Origin of the sequence: Catenuloplanes atrovinosus, from assembly GCF_031458235.1 — a bacterium.
Lineage (GTDB): Bacteria > Actinomycetota > Actinomycetes > Mycobacteriales > Micromonosporaceae > Catenuloplanes > Catenuloplanes atrovinosus.
This window is the reverse complement of sequence record NZ_JAVDYB010000001.1, coordinates 44,980-63,930: the sequence shown is the minus strand read 5'-3', so window position 1 is coordinate 63,930 and position 18,951 is coordinate 44,980. Positions and strand designations below refer to the sequence as shown.

At 73.9% G+C, this 18,951-nt stretch carries 17 protein-coding genes; 8 read left to right on the top strand and 9 right to left on the bottom strand.

Annotation, left to right across the window (positions count from 1 at the left end):
* Window positions 1-99: 99 nt before the first annotated feature.
* The 7 genes from J2S41_RS00270 to J2S41_RS00240 form a co-directional block, all read right to left on the bottom strand.
* A complete protein-coding gene (locus J2S41_RS00270) occupies window positions 100-999 on the bottom strand; it encodes an NADP-dependent oxidoreductase (RefSeq protein ID WP_310361453.1) in 900 nt (299 codons plus the stop codon).
* Window positions 996-1,310, bottom strand: coding sequence for an STAS domain-containing protein (locus tag J2S41_RS00265; RefSeq protein ID WP_310361450.1), 315 nt, complete (start codon window positions 1,308-1,310; stop codon window positions 996-998). The genes J2S41_RS00270 and J2S41_RS00265 overlap by 4 nt, the downstream gene beginning before the upstream one ends.
* 83 nt (window positions 1,311-1,393) lie before the next feature.
* Window positions 1,394-1,843, bottom strand: a complete 450-nt coding sequence (locus J2S41_RS00260) for an ATP-binding protein (RefSeq protein WP_310361446.1) — start codon at window positions 1,841-1,843, stop codon at window positions 1,394-1,396.
* 116 nt (window positions 1,844-1,959) lie between these two features.
* Entirely contained in the window at window positions 1,960-4,173 is a 2,214-nt protein-coding gene (locus J2S41_RS00255; RefSeq protein WP_310361443.1) for an ATP-binding protein, read from the bottom strand.
* Between the two features lie 44 nt (window positions 4,174-4,217).
* Complete coding sequence (locus J2S41_RS00250; RefSeq protein WP_310361440.1) at window positions 4,218-5,321, bottom strand: cystathionine gamma-lyase; 1,104 nt, start codon at window positions 5,319-5,321, stop codon at window positions 4,218-4,220.
* A 198-nt stretch (window positions 5,322-5,519) separates the two neighbouring features.
* A complete protein-coding gene (locus J2S41_RS00245; protein ID WP_310361437.1) occupies window positions 5,520-6,518 on the bottom strand; it encodes an NAD(P)H-dependent glycerol-3-phosphate dehydrogenase in 999 nt (332 codons plus the stop codon).
* Window positions 6,518-7,288, bottom strand: coding sequence for a lysophospholipid acyltransferase family protein (locus tag J2S41_RS00240; protein ID WP_310361435.1), 771 nt, complete (start codon window positions 7,286-7,288; stop codon window positions 6,518-6,520). Before J2S41_RS00240 ends, J2S41_RS00245 begins: the two co-directional genes overlap by 1 nt.
* Window positions 7,289-7,513: 225 nt before the next feature.
* On the opposite strand from J2S41_RS00240, the gene cofC reads away from it, so the two are divergent.
* The 8 genes from cofC (at window position 7,514) to J2S41_RS00200 (ending at window position 17,364) form a co-directional block, all read left to right on the top strand.
* Window positions 7,514-8,158 (top strand): 2-phospho-L-lactate guanylyltransferase, encoded by a 645-nt coding sequence (cofC, locus tag J2S41_RS00235; RefSeq protein ID WP_310361432.1) that lies wholly within the window; start codon window positions 7,514-7,516, stop codon window positions 8,156-8,158.
* Between the two features lie 51 nt (window positions 8,159-8,209).
* The gene (locus tag J2S41_RS00230) at window positions 8,210-8,407 is read left to right on the top strand and encodes a cold-shock protein (protein WP_310361430.1); all 198 of its coding nucleotides are present in this window, start codon (window positions 8,210-8,212) and stop codon (window positions 8,405-8,407) included.
* A 54-nt stretch (window positions 8,408-8,461) separates the two neighbouring features.
* The gene (locus J2S41_RS00225; protein ID WP_374728096.1) at window positions 8,462-10,846 is read left to right on the top strand and encodes an RNA degradosome polyphosphate kinase; all 2,385 of its coding nucleotides are present in this window, start codon (window positions 8,462-8,464) and stop codon (window positions 10,844-10,846) included.
* A gap of 47 nt (window positions 10,847-10,893) precedes the next feature.
* Complete coding sequence (locus J2S41_RS00220) at window positions 10,894-12,426, top strand: CYTH and CHAD domain-containing protein (protein WP_310361426.1); 1,533 nt, start codon at window positions 10,894-10,896, stop codon at window positions 12,424-12,426.
* A complete protein-coding gene (locus J2S41_RS00215) occupies window positions 12,414-13,343 on the top strand; it encodes an NUDIX hydrolase (protein WP_310361423.1) in 930 nt (309 codons plus the stop codon). Before J2S41_RS00220 ends, J2S41_RS00215 begins: the two co-directional genes overlap by 13 nt.
* Before the next feature lie 105 nt (window positions 13,344-13,448).
* Window positions 13,449-14,576, top strand: a complete 1,128-nt coding sequence (locus tag J2S41_RS00210) for a sensor histidine kinase (RefSeq protein ID WP_310361421.1) — start codon at window positions 13,449-13,451, stop codon at window positions 14,574-14,576.
* A 25-nt stretch (window positions 14,577-14,601) separates the two neighbouring features.
* Complete coding sequence (locus tag J2S41_RS00205; protein WP_310376206.1) at window positions 14,602-15,309, top strand: response regulator; 708 nt, start codon at window positions 14,602-14,604, stop codon at window positions 15,307-15,309.
* A gap of 60 nt (window positions 15,310-15,369) precedes the next feature.
* A complete protein-coding gene (locus tag J2S41_RS00200) occupies window positions 15,370-17,364 on the top strand; it encodes an MMPL family transporter (RefSeq protein WP_310361418.1) in 1,995 nt (664 codons plus the stop codon).
* Window positions 17,365-17,452: 88 nt separating this feature from the next.
* On the opposite strand, the gene J2S41_RS00195 is transcribed toward J2S41_RS00200, so the two are convergent.
* Window positions 17,453-18,109 (bottom strand): HU family DNA-binding protein, encoded by a 657-nt coding sequence (locus J2S41_RS00195; RefSeq protein ID WP_310376205.1) that lies wholly within the window; start codon window positions 18,107-18,109, stop codon window positions 17,453-17,455.
* A gap of 251 nt (window positions 18,110-18,360) precedes the next feature.
* A complete protein-coding gene (gene leuD / locus J2S41_RS00190) occupies window positions 18,361-18,948 on the bottom strand; it encodes a 3-isopropylmalate dehydratase small subunit (protein ID WP_310361416.1) in 588 nt (195 codons plus the stop codon).
* Window positions 18,949-18,951 lie beyond the last annotated feature (3 nt).

Here is an 18,951-nt window from a genome sequence, read left to right as displayed (position 1 = left end):
CCGGAGGGAAGCACGAAAACGGCCCCCGCCCGGATGGGTGGGGGCCGCGTGCCGCGACGGAGCTACGTGAAGGGGTGTGTCAGCGGGGAACGCCGGGGCTCAGCGCACGAGAATGACGACGCGCCCGCCGGCGTGGCCGCTCTCGCTCAGGTCGTGTGCGGCCCCGGCCTCGGCCATCGGGAACGTCGCCGTGACCGGCAGCTCCAGCCGCCCGGCGGCGACCAGCGCGGCGACCTCGCCGAGCGCGTGCCAGGACCGGCCCTGGCCACCGTCCGTGACCCGGGCGCCGTGCGCGGAGAAGTCCGCGATCGAGACCACGTGGGCGGCGTCGCCGGTCAGCTCGATCAGCGCCGGGACCACACCGTGCCCGGCCGCGTCCAGCGCCCGGTCCACGCCGTCCGGTGCGAGCGCGCGCACGCGCGCCACCAGGCCGTCGCCGTACGCCGTGGGCGTGATGCCGAGCCGCCGCAACAGGTCGTGCCGCGCCGGGCTCGCGGTGCCGATCACGCGGGCGCCGCGCTCGCCGGCGAGCTGGGCCGCGACCAGCCCGACGCCGCCGGCCGCGCCGCCGACCACCAGCACCTGTCCCGCGGCCACGCCGAGCAGGCCGAGCGCGCGCACCGCGGTCTCGGCCGGCGTGGGCAGCCCGGCCGCCACCGCGAAGGACAGCGCCTCCGGCTTGGCCGCCCAGTGCGTGAGCACCGCGTGCTCCGCGGTGGCGCCGCCGTCCGTGACGCCGAGGACGGCATCGCCGACCGCGACGCCGGTGACGCCGTCGCCGACCTCGTCCACCACGCCGGCCGCGTCGCCGCCGGGGATGCGGGGCCGGGTCACCGCGATGCCGGCCGCACCGGAGCGGACCTTCCAGTCCCACGCGTTCACGCCCGCGGCCTCGACCGCGATCCGGATCCGCCCGGGGCCGGCGTGCGGCTCCGGCACGTCGTCGTCCACGCGCAGCACGGAGGACGGGCCGGTCGCCCGGTAACGCACGGCCCTCACGGCTGGTATCGCAGGAACTCGTCGAGGCCGCTGATCGCCAGCACGCGCGCGACGTGGCCGCGGTGGTTGGTCACCCGCAGCCAGCCACCCAGCGCGGCGCACCGGTTGTCGCCGCGGACCAGGCAGGCCAGCCCGGTGGAGTCGCAGAACGCCAGCTCGCCGAGGTCGATGACGAGACGGTTGCGGCCGGTGCCGACCAACTCGCCGATCGCGGTGTCCAACTCGGGCACGGTGCTCATGTCCAGCTCACCGGCGAGGCGCACGGTGGCGGTCCGGTCGTCGCCGGTCTCCGGTGTGACGGTGAACGTCAAGAGACCCCCTCCGCTCCGCCCGCGCTTCTCTTCCCGCATCCCGATCCTGGTCCAGATGTTTGCCGCCGAACAAGGGTAATGCGTCAACCGATCGACATCGGGTACGACGACTCCGATTGTTCGCTTTCTGTAGTGATGTAAATGCGCACAGTCGTCCCGCCGTTGCCGCTGACGATCTCGATCCCATCCGTCAACTGCTCCGCCAGGAACAGCCCGAGCCCGCCCGGAGACGTCGGCTCCGGCGGGCGCTCGCCCGGTTTCCGGTCCCCCGCCACGAACCCGGCGCCGTCGTCCGCGACCTGGCAGATCAGCCGGTCGGACGCGCGCAGCAGCCGCAGCCGCCCGGTGCCGCCGCCGTGCCGGACCGCGTTCGTCAGCAGCTCGTAGGCGGCCAGCGCGAAGTCGTCCAGCCGGTCCCCGCCCAGCCCGGCGCCGCGCGCCAGCTCAGCGATGCGGTGGCGCAGCGCTGTGACCTCCGTCGCGGTGAAGTCCAGATCGAGGAGGAGGCCCGCTCCGGCGCCGTCGCCAGCCATCCACGCTCCTCCCGTCCACGCGCTCACCGCGTGGTCCCTCGCGATCCGATCGCGGTCGTCCGGCCCCGAGCCTAGTTGACCTCGGCCCATCGATCACCATGTGCGCGCACGCTCACTCACGAGGACACCCGCTCGCCCACCCGGTGCGGGGACGGCACCGGGCCGTTCAGCGTGGTGGCGAGCGGCAGCGTGAACGAGATGCGCGTACCGCCGCCGGGGTTGTCCTCGACCGCGACCGCGCCGCCGTGCCGCTCCACGATCCGGCGGCAGATGGCCAGGCCCAGGCCGGTTCCGGCGTACCCGGTGCCCTCGTGCGCGCGGTGGAAACTGTCGAACACGTGCGGCTTGTGCGCGTCCGGGATGCCGATGCCCCGGTCCGCCACCTGGATGTGCGCCCACCCGACCGGGTCCGCGGTGGCGGTCACGTCCACGTGCGCGGCCGTGCCCGGGCGCACGTACTTCACCGAGTTGCCGATCAGGTTGTCCAGCACCCGGCGCAGCATGCCGGCGTCCGCGATCACCTCGGGCAGGTCGCCGACGAAGATGCGCGGCGCGGGCCGGTCGCCGACCGCCGCCCGGCTGGTCCGGTCCGCCACCACCTCGGCCACCAGCGCGCCCAGGTCCACGGCGCGCAGCCGCAGCGGCGCGTCCCGGGCCGTGGTGTACGCCAGCAGGTCGTCGATCAGCGCCCCCATCCGCTGCACGCCGCCCACCGCCTGGCCGATCGCGTCGCGCGCCTCGTCCACCGCGGGCCGCCACGCGCCCTTGTCCGCGCCGCCGGGCGGCTCCGCCAGCACGTCCGCGAGGATCTCGTCGGCCGCCTCGCAGTGCCCGGAGACGATGGCCAGCGGGGACTTCAGGTCGTGCGCGACCACCCCGGCGAACGCGGCGAGGTCGGCCTCGTACCGGCGCAGCGCCGTGATGTCCCGGAAGACCGCGACCGCGCCGCGCTGGCCGGCCGCCGGGTCCAGCGGGCGGCCGTCCACGCTGATCAGCACGCCGTCCGGCCGGGCCGCGTTGCGGATGACCATCTCCACGCCGTCCGACGGCTCGCCGGCCAGCGCGCGGGCCAGCGGGAGCTGCTCGGCCGGGAACGGGCTGCCGTCCGGCCGGAAGATGCCGTAGTGCGCCTGCCAGCCGGCCAGCCCGGCGATGTCGTGCTCCACCCCGAGCAGCGCCCGGGCCGCGCGGTTGTGCAGCAGGAACTCGCCGTGCTCGTTCACCACGCCGACGCCGTCGCCGATGCTGTTCATCACGGCCGCCAGCAGGCCGGACTGCCGGCGCGCCTCGCGCTCGGCCTGGCGCAGCTCCGCGGTCGCGGCCACCACGCGGGCCTCGGCGCGCGCCCGGCCGGTGGAGAGCACGTAGATCAGGCCGGCCAGCAGCAGCACGATCGCGCTCCCGGTCAGGCCGGTGGTGAGCGGCAGCGCGCTGTGGCCACCGGGCAGCTGCGTCGAGTCGGCCATGGTGGTCAGCGTCCAGCGGCGGTCGGCGACCTCGACCGTGCTCTCCCGGTGCAGGTCCGGCTCGCCGGGCGCGGGCAGCGTGGCGACCGTGGTCGGCATGCCGGAGCCGTCGGTGGCGGACAGGCTGCCGCCGAGCAGTTCCTGACCGGCCGCGGCCAGCACCTCGCCGAGGAAGTCCTGACCGCGCATGCCCATCACCAGCCAGCCGAGGAACGCGCCGCCCCGATGGATCGGCGTGGCGAACACGAACGACCGCTGCCGCTGTTCGGCCGGAAGGCCCTGATCGCGCAGCAGCACGTACGCGTCGGAGACCGTGGCCAGCCCGGTACGCCGGGACGCGGCCAGCGCCGCGGTCGGCTCCGCGGCCCGGGTGAGGTCCACACCGAGCTCGGGTGCGACCCCGCCGTCCAGTGTGCGGGAGAAGATCGTGAACAGGTGCTCGCTGCTGCCCGGCACCGGCGTGAGCGTGATCCCGCCCGCGCCGAGCCGCCGCCAGCGCGCCTGCGCCGCCGCCACGTCGCCGGCCGGCACCGGCGCGACGAGGACCACCGAGGTGGCGCCGGGCAGCGCGGTCCCGGCCAGCGGTGCGGTGCCGTCCTGGAACGTGCGCGCGTCCAGCTCGGACGCCTCGCCCAGGCCGGCCGCGGCGGTGCGCAGCAGGTCGACGTACCGCCGGGTCTCCACGGTCACCGCGGACTGCGCGAGCGAGGTGCGCTGATCCATGATCCGTTCGGCCGCCGCGGCGTCCCGCCGGTGCAGCGCCCAGGCGGTGCCGGCCATCACGATCAGCCCGGCGGCCAGCACGATCCCGGCCACCACCAGCGCGCCCCGGCGCCCGTGCGACCGCTCGCGCCATCCACCCACGACATCAGTGTCCCATTCACCCCGTTTGCCGGGGTGGGAAACCGCTAACCGTCCAGAGCCGTCTTCACGTCTTCCAGCAGGTCGTCCGGGTCCTCCACGCCGCAGGAGAGACGCACGAAGCCGGGCGTGGTGTCGTCGCCCCACTGCGCCCGCCGGTCCGCGGACGTGTGCAGCCCGCCGAACGACGTGGCCGCGAAGACCAGCCTGGACCGGCTCAGGAACGCGGCCACCCGCTCCTCACTGCCCAGATCGAAGCCGATCAGGCCGGGAACGCGGCGCAGCTGGGCGCGCGCGATCGCGTACGCCGGGTCGCCGGGCAGCCCGGGCCAGCGCACGCCGGTCACCGCCGGGTGCGCGGCCAGCATCGGCGCGAGCGCGGCCGCGTTCGCGGTCTGCCGGGCCAGGCGCAGGTCCAGCGTGCCCAGCGAGCGGTGCGCCAGCCAGCAGTCGAACGCGCCGGGCACGCCACCGGTCTGCGCGCGCCAGGTGGTCAGCCGCGCCAGCAGCGCCTCGTCGCGCGCGGCCACGTAGCCGAGCAGCAGGTCGGAGTGGCCGGTCAGCGCCTTGGTGCCGGACGCCACCACCAGGTCCGCGCCCAGGTCGAGCGGTCGCTGGCCGAGCGGGGTGGCGGCCGTGTTGTCCACCGCGACCAGCGCGCCGGCCGCGTGCGCGGCCTCCGCGAGCGCGCGCACGTCGCACACGTCCAGGCTCGGGTTCGCCGGCGTCTCCAGCAGCACCAGCCTGACGCCGTCGAACGACGGGTACGGCCCCGCGGTCGGCGCGGTCCGCACGTCCACGCCCAACTCCGCGAGCGTGCCGGCGGCGAACGCGCGCACCGCGTAGTAGCCGTCCGACGGCAGCAGCACCGCGTCGCCCGGCCGCAGCACGGTCAGCAGCGCCGCCGTGATCGCGGCCTGGCCGGACGCGAAGACCCGGCAGTCACCGCCCTCCAGCGTGCCGATCGCGTCCTCCAGCGCCCGCCGAGTGCGGTTGTCCGGGCGGCCGTAGCCGTCCGCCGCCGCGGCCGGGCCGGCCACCGGATCCAGGTGGTACGGCGCCGCGAACACCGGCCCCGGCAGGAACGGCTCCCCCGGCACCGGCGCGGGCAGCCCCGCATGCACCACACGGGTGCCGTCTCCACCGTGCACTGCCGGACCCCCCTCGACGCCGCCGTTCCGGCGCTGAGCCGATGATTCGCTCACACCCTCGCTCACCGGACTCCCCTCAACACTGCCGTGGCCGGCGCTGAGCCGATGGTTCGCTCGCAAGCTCGCTCACCGGACTCCCCTCAACACTGCGATTCCGGCGTGGCCGGCGCTGAGCCGATGGTTCGCTCGCAAGCTCGCTCACCGGACCTCATGCTGTAGCTCGCGGTTCATCAGCGCGTGCATCGCCACCGTCGGCGAGACGCCCTCGTGGCAGATCCGCTCGACCTGCTCGGTGATCGGCATGTCCACGCCGTGCTCGCGGGCCAGGTCGCGGATGCCCAGGCAGCTCTTCACGCCCTCGGCGGTCTGCCGGGTGGAGGCCTGCGCCTCCTCCAGCGTCTCACCGCGGCCCAGGTGCTCGCCGAACGTACGGTTCCGGGAGAACGGCGACGAGCAGGTGGCGACCAGGTCGCCGAGCCCGGCCAGGCCCGCGAAGGTCAGCGGGTCGGCGCCGAGCGCCACGCCCAGCCGCAGCGTCTCGGCCAGGCCGCGGGTGATCAGCGTGGCCCGGGTGTTGTCGCCCAGGCCCATCGCGATGGCCACGCCGTAGGCGAGCGCGATCACGTTCTTCACCGCGCCGCCCAGTTCGCAGCCGATCACGTCGGTGTTCGTGTACGGCCGCAGGTACGGCGCGGTGACCGCCTTCTGCACCAGCTTCGCCCGGTCCAGGTCGGTGCAGGCCACCACGGTCGCGGCCGGCTGCTCCAGCATGATCTCCGGCGCCAGGTTCGGCCCGGTGACCACCACCACGCGGTCCGCGGCCACGCCGGAGGCCTCCACGATGACCTCGCTCATCCGCTTCGTGGTGCTCAGCTCGATGCCCTTCATCAGCGACACCAGCGACGCGTCCGGCGCGAGGTGGCTCGCCCACTCCGCGAGGTTGCCGCGCAGCGTCTGCGACGGCACCGCGAGCACGACCAGGTCCGCGCCCTCGATCGCCTCGCCCGCGTGCGCGGTGGCGGTGATCCGCTCCGGCAGCCGCGTGCCGGAGAAGTAGTCCGGGTTGACCCGCGCGTCGCGGATCGAGTCGGCCACCTCCTTCCGGCGCGCCCACATCGTCACGTCGGTGCCCGCGTCCGCCAGCACCTTCGCGAACGCGGTTCCCCACGAACCCGCGCCCAGCACGGCTGCCCGCATCAGGCCTGTCCCTCCCGCTCGCCCGCGCTCGGCGCGGGCTCGCTCGCCGCCCCGGCCCGCCCGCCACGCGGCGCGGCCGAGTACTGCCACAGCGGCGGCGGGGTGCCACCGCGGATCTCCGCCAGCAGGTCCCGGATCGCCAGCATCATCGTGTCGGTGATCTCGTCCAGCACGGCGCGGGTCGGTTCCACGCCCGCCCACCGGCTCAGGTTGAGCGGCGGGCCGGCCACCACGGTCACCGGCATGCGGAGGCCGAACCGGAACTTCCCGTCCCGCGGGTCGAACACCCGGTGTGCCCCCCACTGCGCGACCGGGATCACCGGCGCGCCGGTGATCAGCGCGATCCGGGCCGCGCCGGTCTTGCCGCGCATCGGCCACAGGTCCGGCTGCCGAGTGGTGGTGCCCTCCGGGTAGACGACCACGGCGCCGCCCTCGCGGACGGCCGCCACCAGGACCTCCACCGAACGGGCCGCGTCCAGGGTGCCACGCTCGACCGGGACCTGCTTGATCTCCTTCAGCCAGGCGCCGACCACCGGGATGCGGAAGATGCTCGCCTTGCCGAGGAAGCGCGGCCAGACGCCGTTGCAGTAGACGAAGTCGGCGACCGGCAGCGGGTCGAAGTGCGAGGAGTGGTTGACCACCAGGATGAACCCGCGATCCTTGGGCAGGTGCTCGGCGCCGCGCCAGGTGGGCCGCGTCCAGACGTGCATGGTGGGTATCACGATCCACGCGGCCAGCGTCTGCCAGAACCCGAGTCTGCGCGGTGCCACGGCGGAGTCCCCCCTCGTCCCTTCCCGGATACGGCGGCAAGGTACCGCGCCCCCGCGGGCCGGAGAGCGTGCCGGGGATCCCTACCCGGCACCACCGGCCTGATGCGAAATCATGCCTGCCTCGACCCCGTCAGACCAGGGCGGGGCGGATGCGCCACACCGGTGGTCTTCCGCCGGCCCGGCCGCCGGTCGATGATCGCGGTACCGGGCTGGCACGATGAATCGGTGCAGACGTGGTCGGTCGTCATCCCGGTCAAGCCGGTGTCGGTGGGCAAGAGCCGGCTGCGCGGCGCGGTCCCGGAGGACGCGCACGAGCGCCTGGCGCTGGCGCTCGCCCGGGACACCGTGGCCGCGGTGCTGGCCTGCCCGGAGGTGGGCGAGGTGCTGGTGGTCACGGACGATCCGGTGGTGGCCGGCGTGGTGACCGCGCTCGGCGCCCGGGTCGCGCCGGACGCGCCGGCCGCCGGCCTCAACCCCGCCATCCGGTACGGCGAGAGTGGCCTGCCCGCCCGGTCGTGGCGCGCCGCGCTCACCGCCGACCTGCCCGCGCTGCGCCCGGAGGAGCTGGGCGCGGCGCTGCGCGCGGCGTCGGTGGCGCCGGAGCGGCGCCGGTTCGCCTCGGACGCGCCCGGCGTCGGCACCGTGCTGCTGACCGCGCCGCCCGGCGTGCCGCTGGACCCGCGCTTCGGCGGGCCGTCCGCGGCCGCGCACGCCGCGTCCGGCGCGGTGCCGCTCACCGGCGACTGGCCGAGCCTGCGGCGGGACGTGGACACCGGCGCGGACCTGTCCGCCGCGCACCGCCTGGGTGTCGGCGCGCACACGAGTGCCCTGGTCGCGGCGCCGTGCGGACCGGGGTCCATACCCTGCTGACCGGCTCAACCCGGCCCCTCGTACCGCTGCGGGGGTTTAGTGTTTGGTCTCATGCAGGGGACCGTTGCGCGCTTCGACGAAGAGACCCACCACGGGACGGTGCTGCTGGACGACGGGAGCGAGGTGGCCTTCGGGGCGGACGCGTTCGCCGCGTCGGGGCTGCGGCTGCTGCGGCTCGGCCAGCGGATGACGATCGCCCGTGACGAGCGGGGAGAGGTAATCTCGATCACCTTTCCCGGCCTGACCTGACATTCCGAAGCCGAATTCACGTTTCGGCACCTTCTCTCGGGTGATGATGTTTCGGTGAACACCGCGCCAGCCACCGTCCGACGCCGAGGGCCGGATGGGAGATTCATTCGCGCCGATGTTCCTGCTGCTAGAGTCGAGGCACCGCCCAGCGAGGATCATGTCCCGCTGCGCGCGGGCAACGACTCCTCCGCCGACGAAGCCGGATCGCCCGAGACGACCGACGTTGCAGAGGTGGCCGCCATGACCCAGGACCAGCTGTCCGACACCACGACCGACGTGCCGCCGGTCGAGGAGATGCCGATAGAGGACCTGCTCGGCACCGAACCGGTCATGGACGACTCGCTGCCGGAGGACCGCTTCCTCAACCGTGAGCTCTCCTGGCTGGACTTCAACGCCCGGGTGCTGACGCTGGCCGAGGACCCGGACACCCGTCTGCTGGAGCGCGCCAAGTTCCTGGCCATCTTCGCCAGCAACCTGGACGAGTTCTACATGGTGCGGATCGCCGGGCTGATGCGGCGCATACAGGCCGGCATCCCGGTCCGCGGCGGCGATCAGGTGCCGCTGCGCACCCAGTTGCGGATGATCCTGGAGAAGACGGCCGGCCTGGTGGCCCGGCACGCGGCGTGCTTCAGCGACGAGGTCCAGCCGAAGCTCGCGGCCGAGGGCATCCACCTGGTGCACTGGGCGGACCTGGACGACACCGAGCGCGAGGAACTGCGCACGTACTTCCGGGAGCACATCTTCCCGGTGCTCACGCCGCTGGCCGTGGACCACGCGCACCCGTTCCCGTACATCTCCTCACGCTCGCTGAACCTGGCGGTCTCGGTGAAGTCGCCGGACAACGGGCAGGAGCTGTTCGCCCGGGTCAAGGTGCCGAACAACGTGCCGCGGTTCGTGGTGGTGAACTCCGCCGGCGGCAACGCGCGCTTCCTGCCGGTCGAGGACCTGATCTCGGTGCACCTGGACCAGCTGTTCTCCGGCATGCAGGTGGTCGAGTGCCACCTGTTCCGGGTGACCCGCAACGCGGAGCTGGAGGTCGACGAGGACCGGGACGAGGACCTGCTCAAGGCGCTGGAGCGGGAGCTGGCGCAGCGCCGGTTCGGCCCACCGGTGCGGCTGGAGGTGGCCGCGTCCATCTCCGACCACATGCTGGAGGTGCTGGTCCGCGAGCTGGACGTGGACAGCCACGACGTGCTGCGCGTGCCGGGCCTGCTGGACATGTCCGCGCTCTGGCAGATCTACGGCGCGGTGGACCGGCCCGATCTGAAGGACCGGCCGTTCGTGCCGGCCACCCACCCGCGGCTGATCGACGGCGAGGTGCCGCGCAGCATCTTCGCCTCGCTGCGGGACGGCGACGTGCTGGTGCACCACCCGTACCACGCGTTCTCCACCAGCGTGCAGCGATTCATCGAGCAGGCCGCGGCCGACCCGAACGTGCTGGCGATCAAGCAGACGCTGTACCGCACCAGCGGCGACTCCCCCATCGTGGACGCGCTGGTGGAGGCCGCCGGCGCGGGCAAGCAGGTGGTGGTGCTGGTCGAGCTGAAGGCGCGCTTCGACGAGCAGGCGAACATCGGCTGGGCGCGGAAGCTGGAGCGGGCCGGCTGCCACGTGGTCTACGGCCTGGTCGGTCTCAAGACCCACTGCAAGACCGCGCTGGTGGTACGGCAGGAGGGCGCGCAGATCCGCCGCTACTGCCACATCGGCACCGGCAACTACCACCCGAAGACCGCGCGGCTGTACGAGGACTTCGGCCTGCTGACCGCGGACCCGGAGGTGGGCGCGGACGTCACCGACCTGTTCAACGTGCTGACCGGGTACAGCCGGCAGACGTCGTACCGGCGGCTGCTGGTGGCACCGCACGGCGTGCGCGCCGGCCTGATCGAGCGCATCGACCGGCAGATCGCGCGCGCCCAGCGCGGCCTCCCCACGCTCATCCAGATCAAGGTGAACTCGCTGGTCGACGAGGAGTTCATCGACGCGCTCTACCGCGCGTCGCGGGCCGGCGTCCGGATCGAGGTGGTGGTGCGCGGCATGTGCGCGCTCCGCCCCGGCGTGCCCGGCCTGTCGGAGAACATCCGGGTCCGGTCGATCGTGGGCCGGTTCCTGGAGCACTCGCGGATCTTCCGGTTCGGTCCCGGCCCGTCGTCCGCGGACGTGGAGGCCGGCCGGTACGAGGAGCCCGCCGAGTTCTGGATCGGCTCCGCGGACATGATGCACCGGAACCTGGACCGCCGCGTCGAGGCGCTGGTGCAGGTGACCGACCCGGTCGCCGCCCGCGAGTTGGAGACTGTGCTGCGAATCTCGATGAGCGACGAGTGCGAGGGCTTCGACCTGCGGCCGGACGGCACCTGGGTGCGACGGATCTCCACACTGGACAAGCCGCTTACCCACCTGCAGTCCGTGCTGCTCAGGCGCACGATCCGGTCCAACGGCTGAACTCGTTCTGAAGAAACAGTTAACTTTCGGCGGTTATGGTGACGACCATGCTGGAGGAAGAACGTAAGTACGAGGTGTCTCCGGACTTCGACCTGCCCGACCTGACCGGTGCGCTGCCCTCCGGCGGGCGGGTCGTGGCGAAGGAGCCGAAGGTCCTGACCGCCACCTACTTCGACACCGAGGATCTGCGACTGGCCCGGGCCGGCGTGTCGCTGCGCTTCCGCAAGGGCGACGACCAGCCCTGGACCGTGAAGCTGCCGGCCGACGTGCCGGGCACGCGGCACGAGATCTCCCGCGGGGGCAAGAAGGCGAAGACGCCGCCGGAGGAGATGTCCGCGCTGGTCACGCCGTACGCGCGGGGAGGCGAGCTGGCACCGGCCGTGGTCGTCCGCAGCGCGCGCCGGGCGTACCTGCTCCAGGCCGGCGACGGCACCACGCTGGCCGAGCTGGACGACGACACCGTGGAGGTGCTGGACGGCGAGAAGGTCCGGTCCACGTTCCGCGAGGTCGAGGTGGAGCGCGCGGGCGGCGACCCGGCGCTGCTCGACGAGCTGGAATCGCTGCTGGTCAAGGCCGGCGCCACGGCCGGCACGTTCACGCCCAAGCACGCACGGGCGATGGGCGCGGCGGCGAGCGCGGCGCCGGACCTGGTGCCGCCGGGCACGCTGCCGGAGGCGCCGACCGCCGGCGACGTGGTGACCGCCGCGATCCGGGACGGCATCGGGCGCATCCTGGCGCACGACCCGCTGGTCCGGCTCGGGCAGCCGCTGCCGGACGGCGACACGGCCGTGCACCAGATGCGGGTCGGCTGCCGCCGGCTCCGCAGCGACCTGCGCACGTTCGGCGCGCTGGTGAAGACGTCCTGGGCCCGTACGCTCCGGGACGAGCTGGGCTGGATCGCCGGCGTGCTCGGCGCCGCCCGCGACGCCGAGGTGCTGCGCGACCGGCTGCGCCGCACGGCCGCGCTCGACGCGCTGGCGCCGCTGGACGCCAAGGCCGTGGACCGGCTCGACGCACGGCTGGAGAAGCGGCAGCGCAAGGCGCTGGACGCGCTGGACGCGGCGCTGCGCACGCCGCGCTACCGCAAGCTCGTCGACCTGCTGGTCGAGGCCGCCCGCGAGCCGCAGCTGTCCGCCGACGCGGGCGCGCCCGCGACCGAGGTGCTGCCCCGGCTGGTGTCCCGCCCGTGGGACGTGCTGGTCAACGGCGGCAAGGGCGTGGCCGGCGCGGCCGAGCTGCACGCCGGCGACTCGGACGAGCGCTGGCACGGCGTCCGGATCAGCGGCAAGCGGGCCCGGTACGCGGTCGAGGCGGTCGCGCCGGTGCTCGGCGGGCAGGCCGCCGCGCTCGGCAAGGCGCTCTCCAAGGTGCAGAATCTGCTCGGTGAGCACCAGGACGCCGCGATGGCCGCGCAGACCTGGCTGGACCTGGCGGCCGAGAAGCCGGATGATCATGACATGGCAGTGACCGCGGGCCGCTTGGCCGAACGGGAGCGCGCGATTATCCACGCCGTTCGCGGGGCATTCCCCGCGGCGTGGGAGAACGCGGCACAACCCAAGAAGACCGCTTGGCTCCGCTGAGAACCGTGCGCGCGGCCGGGGGCGTACTGTGGCGCCCGGCCGCGGGCGGACCCGAGATCTGCCTGATCCACCGCCCGAAGTACGACGACTGGTCGCTGCCCAAGGGCAAACTCGACCCGGGCGAGCACCCGCTCACCGCGGCCGTGCGCGAGGTGGGCGAGGAGACGGCCGTGCCGGCGGTCCCCCAGGTCCGCCTGCCCGCCATCCGCTACGAGACCCGGGACGCCGCCAAGCTGGTCGAGTACTGGTCGATGCGCCCCCGCCCGGACCTGCCACCCGGCCGCTTCGTCCCGAACGCGGAGGTCGACGATCTGCGCTGGCTTCCGATCCCGGAGGTGCGACGGCTGCTCAGCTACCCGCACGACGGCACGGTGGTGGACGCGTTCGCCGCGCTGCCGCGAATCACCACCGTCCTCGCCGTGGTCCGCCACGGCCACGCCGGCCGCCGCGAGTCCTGGCCCGGCGCCGACTCCGCCCGCCCGCTGGACGAGGTCGGCACGCAGGAGTCCCGCGAACTGGCCGAGCTCGCCGCGCACCTCGGCCCGCAGCGCCTGATCTCCGCGTCCCCCCGCCGCTGCCAGCAGACGCTCGCCCCGCTGGCCGCCGCCGTGGACCTCCCGGTCGAGGTGGACGCGTCCTTCGACGAGCCGCGCTCCGGCGAGGACCCGGCCGCCCGGCACGCGATCGCCGCCGAACGCCTGCTCACGCTGGCCGCCGCCGGCGAGCCCGCGGTGGTGTGCAGCCAGGGCAAAATCATCCCGGACGCGCTCCACCGGGTGGCCGGCTACGGCACACCGCGCGACTTCCACAGCCCGAAGGGCACCGGCTGGCTCCTCGCCTTCGCCGGCGACCGCCTGGCCGGCGCCGACCGCCTCCTCCCCTCCGACTCGCGCGTGGTCCAGGCCTCCCGCTCCTGACCTCGTCCCCGGCGGAACGCCCCCCACGCCGTAGGCCGCCCGGGCGTGGCATCCGGTCCCTGAGAGGGAGGCGGTGGGACGGGCTCGGGGCGGATACTGCGTGGCGTGTGGGAGTGGACGAAGGCGCTGGCGGCGCGGTATCCGGCGGCGCTCGATGCGCTGATCGCGATCGTCGCGTTCCTCGGCACGATCGCGGGGCACGGGGCGGTCGGTGATCCGCGGCCGATGGTGGTGGTGTTCGCGGCCGTGTCCGCGCTGCCGCTGGTGTGGCGGCGGCGGGCGCCGTTCGCGGTGGCCCTCGTGTGCGGCGCCGGCTCGATCGGGCTGATCGCGATGCACGGCGCGGTGGACTGGCCGTACGGACAGCTCGTCGCCACCTACACGGTCGCGGCGGCCAGTCCGTTCGCGGCCCGGGCGGTGCTGGTCGCGGGCACGGTGGCAGGGGTGGCGTTCACCCAGCAGACGCTGGACAAGCCGGCCGGCTCGGTGCTCACGTCCGGCGGCATCTTCCTGGTCGCGTTCGCGCTCGGCACGGTCTCCCGCGCGCGCGGTGACCGGATCGCGCTGCTGGAGGAGCGGACCCGGCGGCACGCGGAGGAGCGCGAGGCCGCGGCCGCCCGCGAGCGGGAGCGGATCGCGCGCGACATGCACGACATCCTGGCCCACTCGATCAGCATGATCGCGGTGCAGGCCGAGGCCGGTCCGCTGCTGGTGCACCGCGATCCGGAGCGGGCCGCCCGGGCGTTCGACGCGATCTCGAGCACCGCCCACGACGCGCTCGGCCAGTTGCGCCGCACGCTCGGCGTGCTGCGCGGCGGCCCGGACGACCGCGCGCCGCAGCCGGGGCTGGAGTCGCTGCCGGCGCTGGCCGACCGCGCCCGCGAGGCCGGGCTGGCGGTCACGGTCACCGAGCGCGGCCCGTCCGTGCCGGTCCCGCCGGAGGTGTCGGTCGCGGCGTACCGGGTGGTGCAGGAGTCGCTGACCAACGTGGTCCGGCACGCGCGGGCCGGCTCCGCGCGGGTCGGCCTGGACTGGTCCGCGTCCGCACTGCGGGTGGAGATCACGGACGACGGCCGCGGCGCGTCCGGCGGGACGGGTGGCCACGGCCTGATCGGCATGCGCGAGCGGGTGGCCGCCTGCGGCGGTGAGTTCAGCGCGGGTACGGCCGGCGGCGGCGGGTTCACGGTGACCGCGACGCTGCCGCTGGAGCGCGCTGAGGCCGCCCGTGGCTGACGAATCCGCTCCCGGCGTGCACGCGGTGGCCCCCGGCGGCCCGGACGGCACAGCGGCGACGCTACGGGTGCTCGTCGCGGACGACCAGGCGCTGGTCCGGGACGGCTTCTGCGTGATCCTGGACGCGCAGCCGGACATCGCGGTGGTCGGCGAGGCCGGCGACGGCGAGGAGGCGGTCCGCGCCGCGCTGGCGCTGCGCCCGGACGTGGTGCTGATGGACGTGCGCATGCCCCGGCGCAACGGCATCGAGGCGACCGCGCACATCTGCGCGGCCACCGACGCCAAGGTGCTCATGCTGACCACGTTCGACCTGGACGAGTACGTGTACGACGCGCTGCGCGCCGGCGCCAGCGGCTTCCTGCTCAAGGACATGCGGCGGGCCGAGTTGGTCAGCGCGGTGCGCACCATCGCGGGCGGCGACTCGCTGCTGGCGCCGAGCGTGACCCGCCGGCTGATCGCGGACATGGTCGGCCGCGGCACGGCCACCGGCCCGGTCGCCCGCCGGACCGCCGCGCTGGCGTCGCTGACCGCGCGCGAGACGGACTCGCTGCGGCTGGTCGCGCAGGGTCTGTCCAACGCGGAGATCGCGGCGCGGCTGCACGTCACCGAGCACACCGTGAAGACGCACATGAGCAACCTGCTGACCAAGCTGGGCCTGCGCGACCGGGTACAGGCGGTGGTGCTGGCCTACGAGTCCGGGCTGGTCGTGCCGGGCCGTCCGTCGCGGGAGTGAGCGCCGGGACCGCTCTCGCGGGCGATCCGGGACGAGGACCGCGCGCGGCACCGTGCTCCCATGCTTCGACTCCTGTCCGGCGCCGCGGTGCGCCGCCCCGTCCTGACCATCCTGCTCTGGGCCGCCGTGCTCGTCGCCGGGTTCACGGCCGGCGCCAACCTGTTCAGCCGCCTCACCTCGGAGGTGGGCGTGGTGCCCGGCAGCCAGTCCGCGGTCGTGCAGGACCGCCTGGACGCCGAGAACCCGGTGCCGCAGTCCGTCACCGCGGTCGTCGACGGCGCGCCCGCCGCCGCGGTCGCGGACGCGGTGACCCGGGTCCGCGCGCTCGACGGCGTCGTCTCCGTCACGGACCCGGCGCCGTCGGACCGTACCCCCTCGGTGGTCGTGGTCTCGGTGGTTCTCGACGGCGCCGGCGAGGCGGCCGAGCCCGCGGCCGAGATCCTGCGGGCGGTGCCGGCCGGTTCGGTGGTGGTCTCCGGCGGGCCGCTGAGCATGGCCGACTACAACGACCAGGCCCAGGAGGACGTGCAGCGCGCGGAGCTGATCAGCCTGCCGGTGGTGCTGGTGCTGCTGCTGGTGGTGTTCGGCAGCCTGCTCGCGGCCGGGCTGCCGCTGCTGGTCGCGATCGTCGGCATCGGCGCGAACTTCGGCGTGCTCTACCTGTTCAGCCTGGTCACCGACGTCTCCGTCTACGCGGTGCAGGTGACCACGATGCTCAGCATGGGCCTGGCCGTGGACTACGCGCTGCTGCTGGTGAGCCGGTTCCGGGAGGAGCGCGCGGTGGATCCGGGCGTGCGGGACGCGGTGCTGCGCGCGTCCGCCACCGCGGGCCGGACCGTGCTGTTCACCGGCCTGACCGTGGCGGTGGCGCTGGCCGGGCTGATGGTGTTCCCGGACCCGTTCCTGCGCTCGCTCGGCCTGGCCGCGGCCGGTGTGGTGCTGGTGAACATGCTGGCCGCGGTGACGCTGCTCCCCGCGATGCTGACCCTGTGGGGGCACCGGATCAAGCCGGCCGCGGCCGCCGGTGGCACCGCGTTCGCCCGGCTCGCGGCGCGCGTGCAGCGCCGGCCGCTGCTCACGCTGCTCGGCACCGCGACCGCGCTGGTGGTGCTGGCGCTACCGGTGGCCGGGCTGACCATCGGCAACGGCGACTCGCGCTCGCTGCCGTCCGCGTCGGACACCCGGCGGCTGGACGAGGCGCTGGCCCGCGACTTCCCGGCGCTGACCGGGCCGGACCCGCTGCTGATCCCGGGCGGCCCGGCGGACGAGGCGCGGATCGCCGCGGTGCCGGGGATCGCGCGGGTGTCGTCGTCGGACGGCGTCGTCCGCGCCCATCCGGCCGCGCTTCCCGCGGAGGAGAGCACCCAGGACGCGGTACGGCAGCTGCGCGCGCAGGGCTTCGAGGTGGCCGGCACGGCGGCGCGGCTGGCCGACTACCGCGCGATGCTGGGTGAGCGCGCGCCGATCGCGGCCGTGCTGGTCGCGCTGGGCACGCTGGCGCTGCTGTTCGCGTTCACCGGCTCGGTGCTGCTGCCGATCAAGGCGGTGCTCACCAACCTGCTCAGCATCGCGGCGTCGCTGGGCGTGGTGGTGTGGGTGTTCCAGGAGGGCCACTTCGCCTGGTTGCTCGGCAGTGAGCGGCTGGACACCACGAACCTGACCGTGCCGGTGCTGGTGGCCGCGATCGCGTTCGGGCTGTCCGTCGACTACGAGATGTTCCTGCTGTCCCGCATCCGCGAGCGGCACCTGGCCGGCGACGCTGCGGACCGTGCGGTGGCGGCGGGGCTGCAGCAGACCGGGCGCATCATCACCTCCGCCGGGCTGCTGCTGGTGGTGGTGTTCGCGGGCTTCCTGACCGGCGGGTTCGCGCCCATCAAGCAGATCGGGCTGGGGCTGGTGCTGGCCGTCGCGCTGGACGCCACGGTGGTGCGGCTGCTGCTCGTACCGGCCACGATGACGCTGCTGGGCCGCTGGAACTGGTGGGCGCCGCGTCCGCTGCGGCGGCTGCACGGGCGGATCGGCGGCGCGTTCGCGGAGGCACCGGCGCCGGCCTGACGACCGCGGCCCACGCACGCCGAGGGCGCCTCACCCACGGGGGGTGAGGCGCCCTCGGCATTTCCCTGGTGCGCTTGCCGGGCAGGGATCAGCGCTTCTTGGCGACCGTCTTCTTCGCCGCCGGCGCCTTCTTGGCCGTCGACTTGGTGGCGGTCGTGCTCTTGGTAGCGGTGGTCTTCTTGGCCGGGGTGGTGGCGGCCGCCTTGGTGGCGGTGGACTTCGCCGCGGTCTTCTTCGCCGGCGTCGTCGTGGTGGTGGCCTTGGCCGCGGTGGCCGTCTTGGCCGTGGTCGCCTTGGTGGCGGTCGACTTCGCCGCGGTCTTCTTCGCCGCCGGCGTGGTCGTCTTGGCCGCGGTGGCCGTCTTGGTCGCGGTCGCCTTGGCCGGCGCGGTCTTCGCCGCGGTCGCCTTGGTGGCGGTCGACTTCGTCGCCGCGGCGGTGGTCTTCTTGGCGGCGGTCGCCTTCGGCACCTTGCCGCTCGCGACCAGCTCCTTGAATCCGGCGCCGGGCCGGAAGGCCGGGACGGACGTCTTCTTCACCTTCACCGCTTCGCCGGTACGCGGATTGCGGGCTGTTCGAGCACCGCGCACGCGCTTTTCGAAGACTCCGAAGCCGGTGATGGCGACGCGGTCGCCCTTGGTGACCGCGTTCTGGACCTCCGCGAGAACCGCGTCCAGCGCCGCCGTCGCCGTCTTCTTGTCTCCCAGGCGAGCGGCGAGCGCCTCGATGAGCTCGGCCTTGTTCACGAGATTTCCCTCCCGATGAAGCGAATGGACTGTTACACAATGATTCTGCGCGCACGGTATGCCCTGGGAGCAGCAGATACAAACATCCGTGGGAAAAAAGTCCTTGTGTCGCAACGGAATCACCCCCGCGAGACCTCGTCGGCCGGGCTGAAGCGCCCTGGCGGCAACGATTCGGCGGTCTCGCGGGGGTGAAAGTCCCGCTGTTATCGGGGTTCTCGCCGGCTGGTTCCGGCACGTACCTGAGGTGCCCGTCAGGCCAGGGAAGGCTTGAAGGAAGGGCGTTTCGCCTCGTACGCCGCGATGGCGTCCTGATGCCGCAACGTCAGGCCGATGTCGTCCAGGCCCTCCATCAGGCGCCAGCGGCTGAAGTCGTCCATCGGGAACGACCAGACGTGGCCGTCCGCCCGTACCTGCCGCTCGGCGAGGTCGACCTCGATCCGCGCGGCCGGGTCGCGCTCCGCCAGATCCCACAGCGTCTCGACCGCGGACTGGTCCAACTCGACCGGCAGCAGGCCCTCCTTGAGCGAGTTGCCGCGGAAGATGTCGCCGAAGCGCGGCGAGATCACGGCGCGGAATCCCCAGTTGTGCAAGGCCCACACCGCGTGTTCGCGCGATGACCCGGTGCCGAAATCCGGTCCCGCAACGAGAATCGATGCGGACGAATAGGCGGGATTGTTCATCACGAATGCCGGGTCCTCGCGCCAGGCGCTGAAGAGACCGTCCTCGAAGCCCGTCCGTGTCACCCTCTTCAGGTACACGGCGGGAATGATCTGATCCGTATCCACATTGGAGCGCCGCAGCGGTACCGCGGAGCCGGTGTGCACGGTGAACTTCTCCATGTC